15 protein-coding genes and 1 pseudogene are annotated in these 13,876 nt (G+C 68.2%); 6 read left to right on the top strand and 10 right to left on the bottom strand.

What is annotated here, in order from left to right; genetic code table 11:
• A pseudogene (locus K9U41_RS11120) lies at nucleotides 1-239 on the top strand (hypothetical protein); the annotation flags it as partial.
• A 126-nt stretch (nucleotides 240-365) separates the two neighbouring features.
• On the opposite strand, the gene cynS reads toward K9U41_RS11120, so the two are convergent.
• The 9 genes from cynS to K9U41_RS11075 all read right to left on the bottom strand — a co-directional run bounded on the left by cynS (nucleotide 366) and on the right by K9U41_RS11075 (nucleotide 8,702).
• Nucleotides 366-854 (bottom strand): cyanase, encoded by a 489-nt coding sequence (gene cynS / locus K9U41_RS11115; RefSeq protein WP_282640906.1) that lies wholly within the window; start codon nucleotides 852-854, stop codon nucleotides 366-368.
• A 47-nt stretch (nucleotides 855-901) separates the two neighbouring features.
• Entirely contained in the window at nucleotides 902-1,813 is a 912-nt protein-coding gene (locus K9U41_RS11110; protein WP_282640905.1) for an ABC transporter ATP-binding protein, read from the bottom strand.
• 11 nt (nucleotides 1,814-1,824) lie between these two features.
• The gene (ntrB, locus tag K9U41_RS11105) at nucleotides 1,825-2,664 is read right to left on the bottom strand and encodes a nitrate ABC transporter permease (protein ID WP_282640904.1); all 840 of its coding nucleotides are present in this window, start codon (nucleotides 2,662-2,664) and stop codon (nucleotides 1,825-1,827) included.
• Nucleotides 2,665-2,667: 3 nt separating this feature from the next.
• Nucleotides 2,668-4,032, bottom strand: a complete 1,365-nt coding sequence (locus K9U41_RS11100; protein WP_282640903.1) for a CmpA/NrtA family ABC transporter substrate-binding protein — start codon at nucleotides 4,030-4,032, stop codon at nucleotides 2,668-2,670.
• A 79-nt stretch (nucleotides 4,033-4,111) separates the two neighbouring features.
• Complete coding sequence (locus K9U41_RS11095) at nucleotides 4,112-5,290, bottom strand: NAD(P)/FAD-dependent oxidoreductase (RefSeq protein WP_282640902.1); 1,179 nt, start codon at nucleotides 5,288-5,290, stop codon at nucleotides 4,112-4,114.
• Nucleotides 5,287-5,901, bottom strand: coding sequence for a 2-hydroxychromene-2-carboxylate isomerase (locus K9U41_RS11090; protein ID WP_282640901.1), 615 nt, complete (start codon nucleotides 5,899-5,901; stop codon nucleotides 5,287-5,289). Before K9U41_RS11090 ends, K9U41_RS11095 begins: the two co-directional genes overlap by 4 nt.
• A gap of 18 nt (nucleotides 5,902-5,919) precedes the next feature.
• Nucleotides 5,920-6,783 carry a sulfurtransferase gene (locus K9U41_RS11085; protein ID WP_282640900.1) on the bottom strand — a complete coding sequence of 288 codons (864 nt, stop codon included), beginning with the start codon at nucleotides 6,781-6,783 and terminating at the stop codon, nucleotides 5,920-5,922.
• A 143-nt stretch (nucleotides 6,784-6,926) separates the two neighbouring features.
• Complete coding sequence (locus K9U41_RS11080; RefSeq protein ID WP_282640899.1) at nucleotides 6,927-8,048, bottom strand: acyl-CoA dehydrogenase family protein; 1,122 nt, start codon at nucleotides 8,046-8,048, stop codon at nucleotides 6,927-6,929.
• A gap of 87 nt (nucleotides 8,049-8,135) precedes the next feature.
• Nucleotides 8,136-8,702 (bottom strand): OsmC family protein, encoded by a 567-nt coding sequence (locus K9U41_RS11075; RefSeq protein ID WP_282640898.1) that lies wholly within the window; start codon nucleotides 8,700-8,702, stop codon nucleotides 8,136-8,138.
• A gap of 219 nt (nucleotides 8,703-8,921) precedes the next feature.
• Here K9U41_RS11075 and K9U41_RS11070 point away from each other — a divergent pair, with 219 nt between their 5' ends.
• From K9U41_RS11070 to K9U41_RS11060, 3 genes are all read left to right on the top strand, one after another.
• Nucleotides 8,922-9,605: a TetR/AcrR family transcriptional regulator gene (locus K9U41_RS11070; RefSeq protein WP_282640897.1), complete on the top strand. Its 684-nt coding sequence runs from the start codon at nucleotides 8,922-8,924 to the stop codon at nucleotides 9,603-9,605.
• A gap of 227 nt (nucleotides 9,606-9,832) precedes the next feature.
• Nucleotides 9,833-10,960: a zinc-dependent alcohol dehydrogenase family protein gene (locus K9U41_RS11065; RefSeq protein ID WP_282640896.1), complete on the top strand. Its 1,128-nt coding sequence runs from the start codon at nucleotides 9,833-9,835 to the stop codon at nucleotides 10,958-10,960.
• A gap of 131 nt (nucleotides 10,961-11,091) precedes the next feature.
• Nucleotides 11,092-11,217: a hypothetical protein gene (locus K9U41_RS11060; protein ID WP_269149865.1), complete on the top strand. Its 126-nt coding sequence runs from the start codon at nucleotides 11,092-11,094 to the stop codon at nucleotides 11,215-11,217.
• A gap of 34 nt (nucleotides 11,218-11,251) precedes the next feature.
• On the opposite strand, the gene K9U41_RS11055 is transcribed toward K9U41_RS11060, so the two are convergent.
• The gene (locus tag K9U41_RS11055; RefSeq protein ID WP_282640895.1) at nucleotides 11,252-12,325 is read right to left on the bottom strand and encodes a c-type cytochrome; all 1,074 of its coding nucleotides are present in this window, start codon (nucleotides 12,323-12,325) and stop codon (nucleotides 11,252-11,254) included.
• A 189-nt stretch (nucleotides 12,326-12,514) separates the two neighbouring features.
• On the opposite strand from K9U41_RS11055, the gene K9U41_RS11050 reads away from it, so the two are divergent.
• Nucleotides 12,515-13,126: a 50S ribosomal protein L25/general stress protein Ctc gene (locus tag K9U41_RS11050; protein WP_282640894.1), complete on the top strand. Its 612-nt coding sequence runs from the start codon at nucleotides 12,515-12,517 to the stop codon at nucleotides 13,124-13,126.
• A 70-nt stretch (nucleotides 13,127-13,196) separates the two neighbouring features.
• Nucleotides 13,197-13,805: an aminoacyl-tRNA hydrolase gene (gene pth, locus K9U41_RS11045; RefSeq protein ID WP_282640893.1), complete on the top strand. Its 609-nt coding sequence runs from the start codon at nucleotides 13,197-13,199 to the stop codon at nucleotides 13,803-13,805.
• Nucleotides 13,806-13,876 lie beyond the last annotated feature (71 nt).

Raw genomic sequence — 13,876 nt, 5'->3', positions numbered from 1 at the left:
GCGCCGAGCCGCCCCGCCCTGAGCCCGTTCGTGCCGAACCTGCACGGGTCGAGGCTGCACGGATCGAGCCGCCCCGCGAGGAGGCACCGGAAGCCCCTGAGGCCGCCGAGGCGACCGAGGGCACGGATGCCCGTCGTGGTCGTCGGCGCCGCTTCCGCACCCGCGCCGAGGGTGCGGCCGAGCAGGCGGCAGGCGGCGAGGCCCCTGCCCCCGAGCAGACCGCGCTCTTCAACGATTGAAGCTGGCCCTGCAGTTTACGTGAAACGAAAAACCCCGCCGGTCACCCGGCGGGGTTTTTCGTTTGCGGCCCCGGCATCCCGCGCCCGCCGGCGATCCACCGACCGCCGGACGCGAACGCCCGCCCCTCAGCTTTCCTTGAAGCCGTAGTCGGGAATGCCCTGCTCGTTGCCGTAATATTTGTAGGGCAGGAACTTGCCGGACATGGTGATCTGCACCCGGTCGCCCTTGGGATTGGGCTCGCGCACCATCTCCATGTTGAAGTCGATGGCCGACATGATGCCGTCGCCGAACTCCTCCTCGATGAGCGCCTTCCACGCCGGGCCGTTCACCATCACCAGCTCGTAGAAGCGGTAGATGAGCGGGTCGGTGGGGGGCATGGGCGTGCCGGCGCCGCGCATGGGCACCTCGTTCAGCATGCGCTCCTCCACCTCGGAGAGGCCGAACAGCACTGCCGCCTTGCTGGCCAGCGGCTTCACCAGCTTCATCTGGCCCAGCAGCGCGCCCACCACGAGGAACGGCGACATGCCGCCGATCTCCTCGCAGATGTATTTCCAGGTCCAGCCCTTCTCGCGCTTGATGTCGAGGATCTTCTCGGTGAGTTGCTCGCGCTTCATGGGTCTTGCTCTCCACTCTTGGTTCTTGTCGGGCCCGCCCCGCGCGGTCACTCGCGACCCTTGGCAACGGCGGGAAAGGGGATGGTGTTGGCGGGCGGCGGCGCGGCCGGCACGCCAAGGCGCACCAGGGGCGGATGGCGCGGGTCATGGCCCGCCGGCTTCTCATCCCTGAAGGTGCGGCTGCGGGACACCAGGAAGTCCACCAGGTGGTTGCGCACGGTGTAGAAATCGGGCTCGCGGTGGATGGTGTCGCGGCGGCGGTCGGCCGGAAGCGGGTTCTCCACCACCTCGGCCACCATGGCCTCCGGGCCGTTGGTCATGAGCACGATCCTGTCGGCGAGGTAGATGGCCTCGTCCACGTCGTGGGTGATCATCACCACGGTCTGGCCGGTGGACTTGCAGATGCGCCGCACCTCGTCCTGCAGCGTGCCGCGGGTGAGCGCGTCCAGCGCCGAGAACGGCTCGTCCATGAGCATGATCTTGGGCTCGATGGACAGCGCCCGGGCGATGCCCACGCGCTGGCGCATGCCGCCGGACAGCTCCGCAGGCTTCTTGCCCTCATTGCCCTTGAGGCCCACGAGATCGATGAAGCGCTTCGCCCGCTCCTCCACCTCGGCGCGTCCCGCCTTGCGCCAGCGGGAGGAGACCGCATAGGCCACGTTGCCGAGCACGCTCTTCCACGGCAGCAAAGCATGGCCCTGGAAGATGACGGCGCGGTCGAGGCTCGGCCCCTCGATGGCCTGCCCGTCCACCACCACCACGCCGTCGGAGGGGGTCTCCAGCCCGGCGAGGATGTTGAGCACGCTCGTCTTGCCGCATCCCGAATGGCCGATGATGCAGACGAATTCCCCGCGCGGCACCTGCAGCCACAGGTTCTCGAAGATGGTGGTAAAGCTGCCCCCCGCCGCCGGATAGCGCCGGGCGATGCCCTCGATGGAGATGAATTTGGGATCGCTCACGGCCACGGCGCTCACTCCGGAAAGGTCACGCGCTTCTGCAGGCGCGCCAGGATCAGGTCGAGCACCATGCCCACGACGCCGATGAGCAGGATGCCCACGATGACATTGGCGATGGAGAGGTTGTTCCACTCGTTCCACACGAAGTAGCCGATGCCGGTGCCGCCCACGAGCATCTCCGCCGCCACGATGACCAGCCAGGCGATGCCGATGGAAATGCGCATGCCGGTGAGGATGGTGGGCGCCGCCGCCGGCAGGATCACCGTGAAGGCCCGCCGCCATGGCCCCACTTCCAGGGTGCGGGCCACGTTCAGCCATTCCTTGCGCACCGCCCCCACCCCGAAGGCGGTGTTGAGCAGCATGGGCCACACCGAGCAGATGAAGATGACGAAGATGGCCGAGAGCGCGGAATCCTTGATGGTGTAGAGCGCGAGCGGCATCCAGGCGAGCGGCGAGATGGGTTTCAGCACCTGGATGAAGGGGTCGAGCGCGCGGTAGGCGAGCGGCGACATGCCGATGAGGAAGCCGATGGGCACCGCCACCAGCACCGCCAGGGCATAGCCCAGCGCCACCCGGCCGATCGAATAGAGCAGCTGAAGGCCCAGCCCCTTGTCGTTCGGCCCGTTGTCGTAGAACGGCCGCTTCAGGTTGTCCCAGAGCTTTTGCGCCACGTCGAGCGGCCCCGGCATGGCGGATTTTGCCCCCTCGGTGGAGATGCCCATGAGCTTGGCATATTCCGGATCGAGCGCCGGCCCCGTGCTTGCGCTCGGGGTGACGGCGACCTGCCAGAGCACGCAGAAGGCGATGAACAGCAGCACCGAGAGCAGGCCGGCGCGCACGCCGAGGCTGTTCATGGCTCAGCTCCGCCTGATGGCGAAGGAGGCCACGTATTCGGCGGGCTTTGCCGGATCGAACACCTTGCCCATCACCGAGAACGACTTGGAGGTGGCGGCGGGCGGGGTCAGCCCCATCTCCTTCATCACCTTGGCGGCGTCGGTGGCGAGGAACACCTGGCTGGCGACCGAGGCGTAATCCACCTCACCCTTGATCTGGCCCCAGCGCTTCATCTGGGTCAGCATCCACACGGCGAAGCTCTCCCACGGGAACGGGTCGAAATCGATGCGCCTGGGGTCGTCCTTGATGTTGCCGAGGCCGTCCGCGAACTTGCCCACCAGCACCTGCTCCAGCACCGTCACCGGCGCGTTGAGATAGGCCGGCGGGGCGATGGCCTCGGCCACCGCCTTGCGGTTCTCGGCCCTGGAGGCATAGCCGGTGGCATCGATGATGGCCCGCAGCAGCGCCGCATAGGTATTGGGCATGGTGGTGATGAACTCCCGGCTCGCCGCGAAGGCGCAGCAGGGGTGGCCGTCCCACATGGTCTTGGACAGGGAGTGGATGAAGCCCACGCCGTCGAACACCGCGCGCTGGGCGATGTTGTCGGGGGCGAGGAAGCCGTCGATGTTCTCGGCGCGGAGGTTGGCCACCATCTCCGGCGGCGGCACCACGCGCAGCTGCACGTCGGTGTCGGGATCGATGCCGTTCTCCGCCAGCAAATAGCGCAACAGGTAATTGTGCATGGAGAAGTCGTAGGGGATGGCGAACTTCAGCCCCTTCCAAGACTTCACGTCCATCTTGTCCTTGTGCTTGATGCCGAGGGTGAAGGACTGGCCGTTGATGTTCTCGATGGCGGCGGTGACAAATGGGATGGGGTTGGAGCCGAGACCCTGGGAGATGGCCAAAGGCATGGGCGCCAGCATGTGGGCGGCGTCATATTCCTTGTTGATGGTCTTGTCGCGGATCACCGCCCAGCCGGCGGTCTTCACCACCTCCACGTTCAGACCCTGCTTCGCATAGAAGCCCATGGGGTGCGCCATGATGATGGGGGTGGCGCAGGTGATGGGGATGAAGCCCACCTTCAGGTCGGTCTTCTCCGGCTTGCCGGTGGCGGCGAACGCCTCGGTGGCGGCATCCAACGGGAAGAAGGTGGCCAGCGCCGCCGCGGCGGTGGAGGCGCCCACCGCCTTGAGGAAGGCGCGGCGCTTCATGTCGTTGGGAAACAGCGCGCGCATGAGGCCGGAGGCCACCACATCGCGATAGCGCGCCTCGTCGCCGAGCCCCGCCGCCCGCTCCGCAGCCGCATGCTCCTCGGGCGTCGCATGGCGCCCGCACAGGCAGCGGCCGAGCTTCGACTTCAGCGAGAACGGGTTCGAGAACATCGACATCGGGGGCTCTCCGTGAGGGCGGGTTGCGAGGGTTGCGTGGGCAGGTGACGCATGGTGATGGCAATGCCCGTGCCACGCCCTAGCCGGGAATGGGCACGGGGGGTGGGGTGGCGAGCGCCTTGCGCGCCAGCATGTGGCTCTTGGGATCGTTGACCGAGCAGACCGCCAGCAGCCGGTCCTGCGCGAAATACCGCACGCAGAAGCGTCCGGCGGCCATGTCGCCCTCCGTTTCGGTGCGCTCGAAACCGTCGATGAGGCCGGCGATCTGGAGCTTCACATCATACTGGTCGGACCAGAACCAGGGGATGGGATCGTATGCAACGACACCACCCATGATCGCTTTTGCGGCAGCCTTGGCCTGATCGATGGCATTCTGCACGGATTCCAGGCGCACGCGCCGGCCATAGAGCCTGCTCGGAAAAGAGGCGACATCGCCGGCGGCGTGGATGTCCGGCACGCTGGTGCGCGTCGTCTCGTCCACGCGGATGCCGTTTTCCAGCACCAGCCCCGCCTCGGCGGCCAGTTCCTGGTTGGGCACCGCGCCCACGGCGGAGAGCACGAGATCGGCCGGCAGCACCCGGCCGTCGGCCAGCGCGACGCCCGTCACGCGCTCCGGGCCGATCAGCCGGGCCACGCCCATGCCGGTGAGGATGGTGACGCCGTTGCCCTCATGCAAAGCGCGGGCGAAGTCGGAGATGGTGGTGCAGGCGACCCGGGCGAGCAGGCGCGGCAGGCCTTCCACCACGGTCACGTCGAGGCCGAGCTTCCTCGCCTTGGCGGCCACCTCAAGGCCGATATAGCCGCCGCCGATGATGACGAGCTTCGCCCCCGGCACGGCGGCGGCGCGAAAGTGCTTCACGTCGTCGATGGAGCGGATGGAGAAGACGCCGGAAAGCTCCGCCCCCGGCACCGGCAGCGCGCGGGCGCGGGTGCCGGTGGCGATCAGCAGGGCGCCGTAGGCAAGGCGGGACCCGTCCGCCAGTTCCACCGCCTTCCCGGCCGGCAGCAGGCGGACGACGCGGGTGCCGAGGCGCAGGTCCACGCCGGCATCCGCATAGAATTTGGGCGCCTTCAATTCGAGCCGGTCCTCGGTCATCTCATCGCCGAGATAGGCCTTGGAGAGCGGCGGGCGCTGGTAGGGCAGATAGGGCTCGTCGCCGATCACGACGATGTCGCCGGCATGGCCCTCGGCCTTCAGGGAGGTGACGGCCTGCGCCGCCGCCTGCCCCGCCCCGACGATGACGACGGGGGCGCTCACAGCGCCGCCCCCGCCTCTCCGGCCGCCAGCGCGGCGGCGACGAAGTCCAGCCGGTCCTGGCCGAAATAGAGTTGCCCCTTCACCACGTAGGAGGGCGAGCCGAACACCCCGGCCTCGATGGCCGCCACGGTGTTGCGCTGGACCTGCTCGGCGGCGGCCACGCTCTCGGACAGCTCCACGAGGCGCGCGCCGTCCAGCCCCACCTCGTCGGCAAGGCGGATGAGGTTGGCGCGCTCGGAAATCTGGATGTCCCGCGCCCACACCGCACCGAGGCAGGCGAAGATGAGGGCCGCGGGGTCGATGCCCTCGCCTTGCGCGGCGGCGATCAGGCGGCAGGCGGGCAGCGTGTCCGTGGGCCAGAAGGCCGGCTCGGTGGTGATGGGAATGCCGCGCAGCTTGGCCCAGCGCACGATGTCCTGCTTGCGATAGGCGTTACGCACGGGGGACTGCTTCGCCGGGGCGGTGGAGCCGCCCTCGGCGAAGACTTTCAGGATGTCCACGGGCCGCCAGAGAATGCTGGCGCCGTGCTCGCGCGCGATGGCGACGAGGCGGGGGTGCCCCAGATAGGCATAGCCCGATTGAGGGCTGAAATAGCAGGTGATCTCGGGCACGCTCATAGCTCCTTCGGTTCAGGCCGTGGCCGCCGCCGGATGCCCCTCCTCGATGGGGAGCGCCGGATCGCGCGACCACTCGTTCCAGGAGCCAAAATACATCTTCACGTCCTTTACCCCTGCTTCTTTCAGCGCGAGGAAGGTGTTGGAGGCCCGCGCCCCTTTGAAGCAGTAGAGATAGACTGGGGTTTCAGGTGAAATGCCCACGGTGGCGCACTCGGCCAGGATCTCGGGCGCGGACTTGAAGCGCGGGCCTTCGGCCGTGGGCTTCATCATGCGGTACCATTCGATCCACTTGGCGCCGGGTATGCGGCCCTTGCGCGGGCAGAAATCCTTGCCATAGGGCGAGGAGCTTTCGCCGATCCATTCGTCCACGTCGCGCACGTCGAGCTTGGCGACGGCGGGGTCCTCCACCGCCGCGAGCATGGCGGCGGCATCGATGATCACCTCGCCCGCGGCCTCGTCCACCGGGAAGGTGGCGGCCTTGGGCTCGGGCACGGCGGTGGTGACGGGCAGGCCCGCGGCCTCCCACGCGGCAAAGCCGCCATGCAGCACCTTGATCCTGGGATAACCGAGGAAGGTGAGCAGGAAATAGCCGCGGCAGGACTGGCCGAAGCCCGAATTCATGGACTGCTCGTAGATCACCGCCGTCTCCGCGCCGGAGAGGCCGGCCTTGCCGAAGGCGTCGGCGAACCTCGCGCGCAGTTCCGCATAGCCCTCGGGGGTCGAGGTGGCGAGGAAGGTGAAGATCTCGTGGAGGTTCACCGCGCCGGGCACATGCCCGGCCGCGTAGCTTTCGGGGTTGCGCGTATCGATGACGACGGTGGGCTCGGACAGGATCAGCGCGGACAGGTCGGGCGGCGAAATCAGGATGGTGCTCATGGTGATCCCCTCTCGCAGGGTGAATGACGAGAAAACCGGAAGGTTTCGGGAGCTTTGCGCCCCTCGCTTGTTGTGAGTTTGGGTTCTGGCACCGGTCGTGCGCGGCTTCATCACGCCGGCCGGCGACCCATTTTCGGAATGCGCTAGGCCGGCATCTGGTCCAGCATCAATTTCAACTGCTTGGTGGCCGGCGTGACGATGGCGACGAAATAGGCCTCGCGCAGGCGGCGCTGGCAGCGGCTGGCCCGCACATAGCCGCGGGCACCGCAATGGAGCATGGCGTTGTGGGCCGCCTCCACGCTCTTCTCGCCGGCGAGAAGGCGGGCCGTCACCACGCGGCGCCAATAGTCCGGGCTGGTGTCGAAGGGGGTCTGCGCCAGCGCGTTCACCTCCGCCTCCAGGACGGCGAGGGCCTCGGCCATGGCGTCCGGCTGCACGTCCAGGAAGCGGTTGACGTGGCCGAGGGGTCCCTCCACCTCGCGCATCATGGCGATGCAGTCGCGGATCAGGCCGATGGCCATGCCCGCCTGCAGCAGGATGAAGCCGGCGCGCATGGTCTTCACGAAGGCCACGGCCTCATGGGCCAGCACCATGTCGTCGGGCACGAACAGGTCGCGGACCTGAACGCCATAGGTGCCGGTGCCGTCCATGGACAGGAACGGCTCGCAGGGCTTCAGCGTCACCGCCGGATCGGCGCAGTCGATGAGCGCCATCACCGGCTCGCCGCCCTCCAGCGCGAAGATGGCACCGAAGAAATGGTCGGGGCCGAGGTTCGACACCCACGGCAGGATGCCCTTCACCCTGTAGCCGCCGTCCACGCGGGTGCCCTTCAGCTTCAGCGTCTCGATGCCGAAGAAGGACTTCATGGGGTTGGACAGCGCGGTGCCGCCCAGCACATGGCCGGTGGCGGCGGCGGCGAGATACTTCGACCGCGCGGCCGCATTCTGCGAATTGATGAGATACCAGACCAGGGTGTTCTGGCACCACGCCATGAAGGCGGACGAGGTGCACACCTCGGAGATGCGGCTCATGCCCTCGATGGTGGCGCCGAGCTGGTGGCCGTCGGCCAGATGGAGGCGGAAGGCGCCGGCGTCGGCGAAGCGGTGCAGCAGGGTGGCCGGATAGGTGCCCTCGTCGATGGCCCGGGCCCAGGCGGACAGGTCGGTCACCGCGATCTTGCCGATCTCGGCGAGGGCCGCCCCGGCATCGATGCCGGAAGCGGACAGATCATGCGGCGACAAGGCGGTCACGGCGGTCAATGACATGGCAATCCTCTGGCAATCCTCTGGCGGTCCCGGAAGGCGGCGGCATGCCCGGATCGACCGGGCATGCCGTGGGGCTGGCGGCAGGCCTCAGGCCAGCGCCACTTCAAGATTGACCGGACGCACGAAGGTGTTGGCCACCGGCGACCACTTGGTGACGTGGGAGATGAGGGCGTCGACCTCTTCCTTCGGCACGCCGTCGCACTCCATCTCCACCTTCACGCGCACGTCGGTGAAGCCCACCGGCTTCTCGCTCACGTCGCCGGTGCCCCACACGGCGGTGATGTTGAGATCGCCTTCCAGCTGGAGTTCCAGCTTGCGCACGATCCAGCCGCGATGCACCGCATTGGCGTGGAGCCCCACCGCCAGGCAGGAGCCGAGCGCCGCCAGCGACGCCTCGGACGGGTTGGGCGCGGTATCGTCACCGAGCAGGCCCGGGGGCTCGTCCACGATGTAGGGGGCAAGGTTGCGGATGTAGTTGGCATGCCGGAAGCGCCCCTCGGCCACCGTCTTGCACTTTAGGGTCTTGATGACCTTGGGGTCGGCCTTGCCGGCGGCGATGAGCTTCTCGAGCCCGTCCTTGTCGATGGGGGCGAGGCAGCCCGTGGTCGCCTCCGGCATCAGGCAGCCGGTCAGGACGGTGTTGGGTTGAGACATCCGGTTCTCCTGGAGAATATAGACAGACCGGTCTGTCTTATGCACGGTGTGTGCCAGATGCAAGACTGAGGCGTCGCGCCCACCGGGAAACGCTGTTTCCTTCAGAGAAGGCTGGATTTTCCCTCGCTCAACGTCGGGATTGCACGGCATGATTCCTGCCTGTATTTAACAGACAGGTCTGTCTTTGTGCCCACCAAAGCGGCACAGTGGTGAGAAGCAATGCAGCAGGCGAAAACGGTGCAGGCCCAAGCGGGGAAGGCCCAGCCGGGGAAGGTGAAGGCCCCGCGCTCCTCCAATCCCCACCACACCCCGGAGCCGGCTCCCGACGTGGAGCCGAAAGCTCGCGAGCGCATCATCGCCGCGGCCACGCGCCTGTTCTGCCAATACGGCATCACCGCCGTGGGCGTGGACGCGGTGGTGGCGGAGGCGGCCACGGCCAAGGCGACGCTCTACAAAACGTTCGGCTCCAAGGAGCGGCTGGTGGAAGCGGTGCTGGAACGCGAGGGCGCGGCCTGGCGCGACTGGTTCCTCGGCGAACTGCTCAAGGGCGAGGCAGCGCCTCTCGCCCGCCTCCGCCGCATCTTCCCGGTGCTGCGCGACTGGTTCGGCGACGACCGTTTCTTCGGCTGCCCGTTCATCAATGCCGTGGCCGAGCACGACAAAAGGGACGATCGCATGCGCCAGATCGCCCTTGCCCACAAGAAGGTGGTGCTCGCCACCCTCTCCCGCCTCGCCGCCGAGGCCGGCGCACGGGACCCGGATGGCGCCGCCCATCAGCTGGGACTGCTGATCGACGGGGCCATTGTCGCCGCCATGATCACGCAGGATCAGAATGTCGCCCTCCTCGCCGGCGAGACGGCGGACCTGCTGCTCGCCCGCATGACCGCCGCCGAGGCCGCCTGAGGTCGGCTTTCAGGAAAGCCGCCGCCACCCGGCGCGAGGCCCGCCCAGCCCGAACGCAACGTCCCTCCTCTTCCGCAAGCGGGAGAGGCTCATGACAGCGCAGCACTGCCCCGACTTTCCGTCCGCGCGACTGAAATTCGCCCCTCCCAATTGTGCAGCCGCGCCGGCTTGACGGTCCGCCCCGGCGCCCGCAATACGGTCGGCAAAGAGCCTCGGGAGGAAATATCATGCGTATTCGCGCCGCCGTGCTTCGCACGTCCCCTGTGAGCAAGCCCTACGGGGAGACGCGCCCGCTCTCCATTGAAACGGTTGAACTCGCGCCGCCCCAGGCCGGCGAAGTGCTGATCAAGATCGCGGCTGCCGGCCTGTGCCATTCCGACCTCTCGGTGATCAACGGCGACCGTCCCCGCCAGCTGCCCATGGTGCTCGGCCACGAGGCGTCCGGCGTGGTGGTGGAGCCCGGCCCCGGCGTGACCGACCTTGCCCCCGGCGACCATGTGGTGATGAGCTTCGTGCCCACCTGCGGCACCTGCCCGTCCTGCCTCGACGGGCGGGCCCAGATGTGCGGCCCCGGCCAGGCCGCCAACGGCGCCGGCACCCTGCTCGGCGGCGGCCGGCGGCTCACCTGCGATGACGGCACCGATGCCTACCATCTGTGCGGCATTTCCGGCTTCGGCGAATATGCGGTGATCTCGCGCCGCTCCATCATCAAGATCGATCCTGAGATGTCGCTGGTGGATGCCGCTTTGTTCGGCTGCGCGGTGATGACCGGCGTCGGCGCCATCGTGAACACCTGCGGGGTGCGGCCCGGCCAGAGCGTCGCCGTGGTGGGCCTCGGCGGCGTCGGCCTCTCCGCGGTGATGGGCGCGGTGGCGGCCGGAGCGGAGCAGATCGTCGCCCTCGACCTGTCGCCGGCCAAGCTCGACATCGCCCGCTCGCTGGGCGCCACCGACACCTTCCTCGCCAACGATCCCGATGTGGTGGATGCCGTGAAGGCGGCAACCAAAGGCGGCGTGGACCATGCGGTGGAGATGGCGGGCTCGGCCCCCGCCTTCGAGCTGGCCTACAAGATCACCAGGCGCGGCGGCACCACCACCACGGGCGGGCTTGCCAATCCCAATGCCCGGGTCTCGCTGCCGCCGGTGCACCTGGTGGCCGAGGAACGCACCATCAAGGGCAGCTACATGGGCAGTTGCGTGCCGCCGCGCGATATTCCGCGCTTCATGGCGCTCTACCGGCGCGGCAAGCTGCCGGTGAACCGCCTGCTCTCCTCCACCGGTCCGCTGGACGAGATCAACGAAGGCTTCGACCGCCTCGACCGCGGCGAGGTGGTGCGGCACGTCATCGTCTATTGAGCCGGGCGAGCGGGGACGGGGTTTCCGTCCCCGCCGCATCGCGAGGGTGTTGACGCGTTTTCTTCACGCGAACCGGTATCCACTTCGCTCGAAAACGCTCTAAAGTCGCGCCGCATCGAACAGGAGAAGCCATGCGCGCCGTCATCCGTCTCGCCGTGGTCGCGGCGCTCGCCCTCGGCCTTGGCGGCTGCGACAAATGCGGCAACTGGTTCGGCCAGGGCAAGCCGAACGCCTGCCAGTCCGGCACGCCCAAATAGGCACCCGGAATAGCTTTCCGGAGGCCCGGCAGCCTCACCGCACGTTGGGATTGGGCACGCGGCCCTTGTCCGCCTTCAGCCGCGCGATCTCGGCGCGGATGGGGCCGAACGGGCCATATTTGTGCTGCGCCTCCGGGAAGCCATCCGCATAGGGGCCGTACGGGGTGTCCACCGGCTTGTCGAGCAGGTCCGGGAAGTCCCGGTCGAGCCCGTCGCGATGGGGCCGCGCCTGGCTCGCCACATAGGCCGCCACGTCCCAGGCCTCCTCCGGCGCAAGCACCGGCATGACCCAGCTGACGCCATTCGGCATGTTGTCGTGGACGAAATTGGCGATGGTGACGAGCCGGTTCATGCCCGCGCCGTCATTGAAGCTGTCCGGCCCCCAGAGCGGCGGCACCCCATAGCCGAAGCTCGCATCCGCCTCGTTGCGGCGCAGCCCCTCGCCGCCCGCCCGGTGACAGGCGACGCAGGCCTGCGCATAAACCACTGCCCCGCGCGCGGGATCCGCCGGCCGGTCGAGGGGTGGGATGGCGCCGGCCCCCGCCCCCACGATCTGCGCATCCTTCGGCAGCGCCGAGGACAGGAGGGTGAGATAGGCGAGCAAGGCGCGCATGGGCCGCGCGTCCCGCGGCATGGCGCGGCCGTTCATGGAGCGCGTCATGCAGCTGTCGATGCGGTCCGCGAGGTCCGCCATCGCGCCGGAGCGGGTGGAATAGCGCGGATAGTCCGCCGCCGCGGCCACCAGCGGCAGGCCGAACTTCTTGCGCCCCGCATCGAGATGGCAGTTCACGCAGGCGAGATTGTTGCCGGCAAAGCGCTGAGCCGGGTCCGCCGCGTCGGGGCCCATGTGGCGCGCGCTCGCCTCCAGCACCGAGCGGCCGTAGCGGACGAGGCGCCCCTCCTCGTCGTCCGGCAGGAGGTCGATATCGGGAATGTCCCACACCGCGATGCGGGCATTGGCTATGGCGAGACTGGCGGCGCGCTCGGCCGCAGGTGGGGAAGGCGTGGCCTGCTGCCCCAGCGCCGCCCCCGGGGCGAAGGCCCCCATCAGGATAAGGCCTGCCAGCAGGCTCCCCGCCGCCACGCGCCGCCCCGTGCTCTGCCGCATCTCTTCCCCCAGATTGTTTCTGCGGTGCCCGAAAAGGCCCGTCTTTGTTGCATCGCCGGCATGGCGCGGCTATAAGCGCGCCTTCGTTCGCGGCATGCGCCCCCCTGGAGGCGTGCCTGCGGCCGAAGACGCGTGCCCGCATCGCGACACGCGCCGTTGTCGAATCTTATCAATGTTAGGACGAGTGCCATGACTGCCATCAAGGAACTGAAGGCTGTGGCGCGCCCGCGGGCCGGCAAGGGGGCCGCCCGTGCCGAGCGCCGCGCCGGGCGCGTGCCCGCCGTGATCTACGGCGAGAAGCAGGAGCCGGTGACGATTTCGCTGAACTTCCGCGAAATCAACAAGACCATCTACGCCGGCCACTTCCTCACCACGCTGTTCGAGATCGACGTGGACGGAACCAAGCACCGCGTGATCCCCCGCGACTACCAGATGGACGTGGTGAAGGACTTCCCCCTCCACGTGGACTTCCTGCGCGTCTCGCAGGGCACAACCGTGACGGTGGAAGTGCCGGTGCACTTCGTGAAGCCGGAGGCCTCCCCGGCCCTCAAGGCCGGCGGCACCCTCAACGTCGTGGCCCACTCCGTGGAGCTGGACTGCCCCGCCGAGTCGATCCCGGCCTCCGTCGAGGTGGACCTGACCGGCGCCGCCTATGGCGACACCTTCCACCTGTCCGACCTCAAGCTGCCCGCGGGTGTGACCTGGGCCGGCCATGGCGATGACACGCTGGCCACCATCGTCGCCCCGTCGGGCCAGGCGGATGCCGCGGCCGAAGACGCCGCGGAAGCAGCCAAGGCCTGAGCTGGCGGTCTCCATCCTGCTGTCACCCTGACAGCAGGATGGTCCAGAACGTTCGGGCCGGAGGCGCCACATGTTCCTGTTCGCAGGGCTCGGCAATCCCGGCCCGAAATATGCCGGCAACCGGCATAACATCGGCTTCATGGCGCTCGACGCCATCTGCCGCCGCCACCGCCTTGGCCCGCTGCGCCGCCGCTTCCAGTCCATGGCGGCGGAGGGCGAGATCGCCGGCGAGAAGGTGATCGCGCTGTTCCCCGAAACCTACATGAACGAGAGCGGTCGCGCCGTCGCCGAGGCGCAGCGCTTCTACAAGATCCCGCTGGACCACATCTTCGTCTTCCATGACGAACTGGACCTGCCCCCGGCCAAGCTGCGCATCAAGAAGGGCGGCGGCAATGCCGGCCATAACGGGCTGCGCTCCATCACCGCCCAATGCGGCAACGACTATTTCCGCATCCGTCTCGGCATCGGCCATCCCGGCGACAAGGCGCTGGTGCATGCCTATGTGCTCAACGACTTCGCCAAGAGCGAGAAGCCGTGGCTCGACGCCGTCTGCGACGCCTGTGCCGATTTCGCCGACCTGCTCGCCCAGAAGCGGCCGGAGGAGTTCCAGAACCGCGCGCACCTGTTCCTGGATGCCCAGGGCTTCGGCGAGCAGAAGCGGGTGGGCGAGAAGGGCTGAGGCGCCCCGGCCCGATGCGGCGGGGCCATGTTGGTCCCACGGGTTGCGGAGCCACGCCGTGAGGGGATATG

Source organism: Xanthobacter autotrophicus (assembly GCF_029991245.1).
Classification (GTDB): Bacteria; Pseudomonadota; Alphaproteobacteria; order Rhizobiales; family Xanthobacteraceae; genus Xanthobacter; species Xanthobacter autotrophicus_C.
The sequence above is the reverse complement of the archived record's forward strand: the minus strand, read 5'-3'. Positions and strand labels throughout refer to the sequence as shown.

Excerpts from the sequence above, each read along its gene's own strand:
- cynS (WP_282640906.1), bottom strand. The coding sequence starts at position 854 with ATGAAGCGCGAGCAACTCACCGAGAAGATCCTCGACATCAAGCGCGAG.
- ntrB (WP_282640904.1), bottom strand. The coding sequence starts at position 2,664 with ATGAACAGCCTCGGCGTGCGCGCCGGCCTGCTCTCGGTGCTGCTGTTC.
- K9U41_RS11100 (WP_282640903.1), bottom strand. The coding sequence starts at position 4,032 with ATGTCGATGTTCTCGAACCCGTTCTCGCTGAAGTCGAAGCTCGGCCGC.
- K9U41_RS11085 (WP_282640900.1), bottom strand. The coding sequence starts at position 6,783 with ATGAGCACCATCCTGATTTCGCCGCCCGACCTGTCCGCGCTGATCCTG.
- K9U41_RS11080 (WP_282640899.1), bottom strand. The coding sequence starts at position 8,048 with ATGTCATTGACCGCCGTGACCGCCTTGTCGCCGCATGATCTGTCCGCT.
- K9U41_RS11075 (WP_282640898.1), bottom strand. The coding sequence starts at position 8,702 with ATGTCTCAACCCAACACCGTCCTGACCGGCTGCCTGATGCCGGAGGCG.
- K9U41_RS11070 (WP_282640897.1), top strand. The coding sequence starts at position 8,922 with ATGCAGCAGGCGAAAACGGTGCAGGCCCAAGCGGGGAAGGCCCAGCCG.
- K9U41_RS11065 (WP_282640896.1), top strand. The coding sequence starts at position 9,833 with ATGCGTATTCGCGCCGCCGTGCTTCGCACGTCCCCTGTGAGCAAGCCC.
- K9U41_RS11060 (WP_269149865.1), top strand. The coding sequence starts at position 11,092 with ATGCGCGCCGTCATCCGTCTCGCCGTGGTCGCGGCGCTCGCCCTCGGC.
- K9U41_RS11055 (WP_282640895.1), bottom strand. The coding sequence starts at position 12,325 with ATGCGGCAGAGCACGGGGCGGCGCGTGGCGGCGGGGAGCCTGCTGGCA.
- K9U41_RS11050 (WP_282640894.1), top strand. The coding sequence starts at position 12,515 with ATGACTGCCATCAAGGAACTGAAGGCTGTGGCGCGCCCGCGGGCCGGC.
- pth (WP_282640893.1), top strand. The coding sequence starts at position 13,197 with ATGTTCCTGTTCGCAGGGCTCGGCAATCCCGGCCCGAAATATGCCGGC.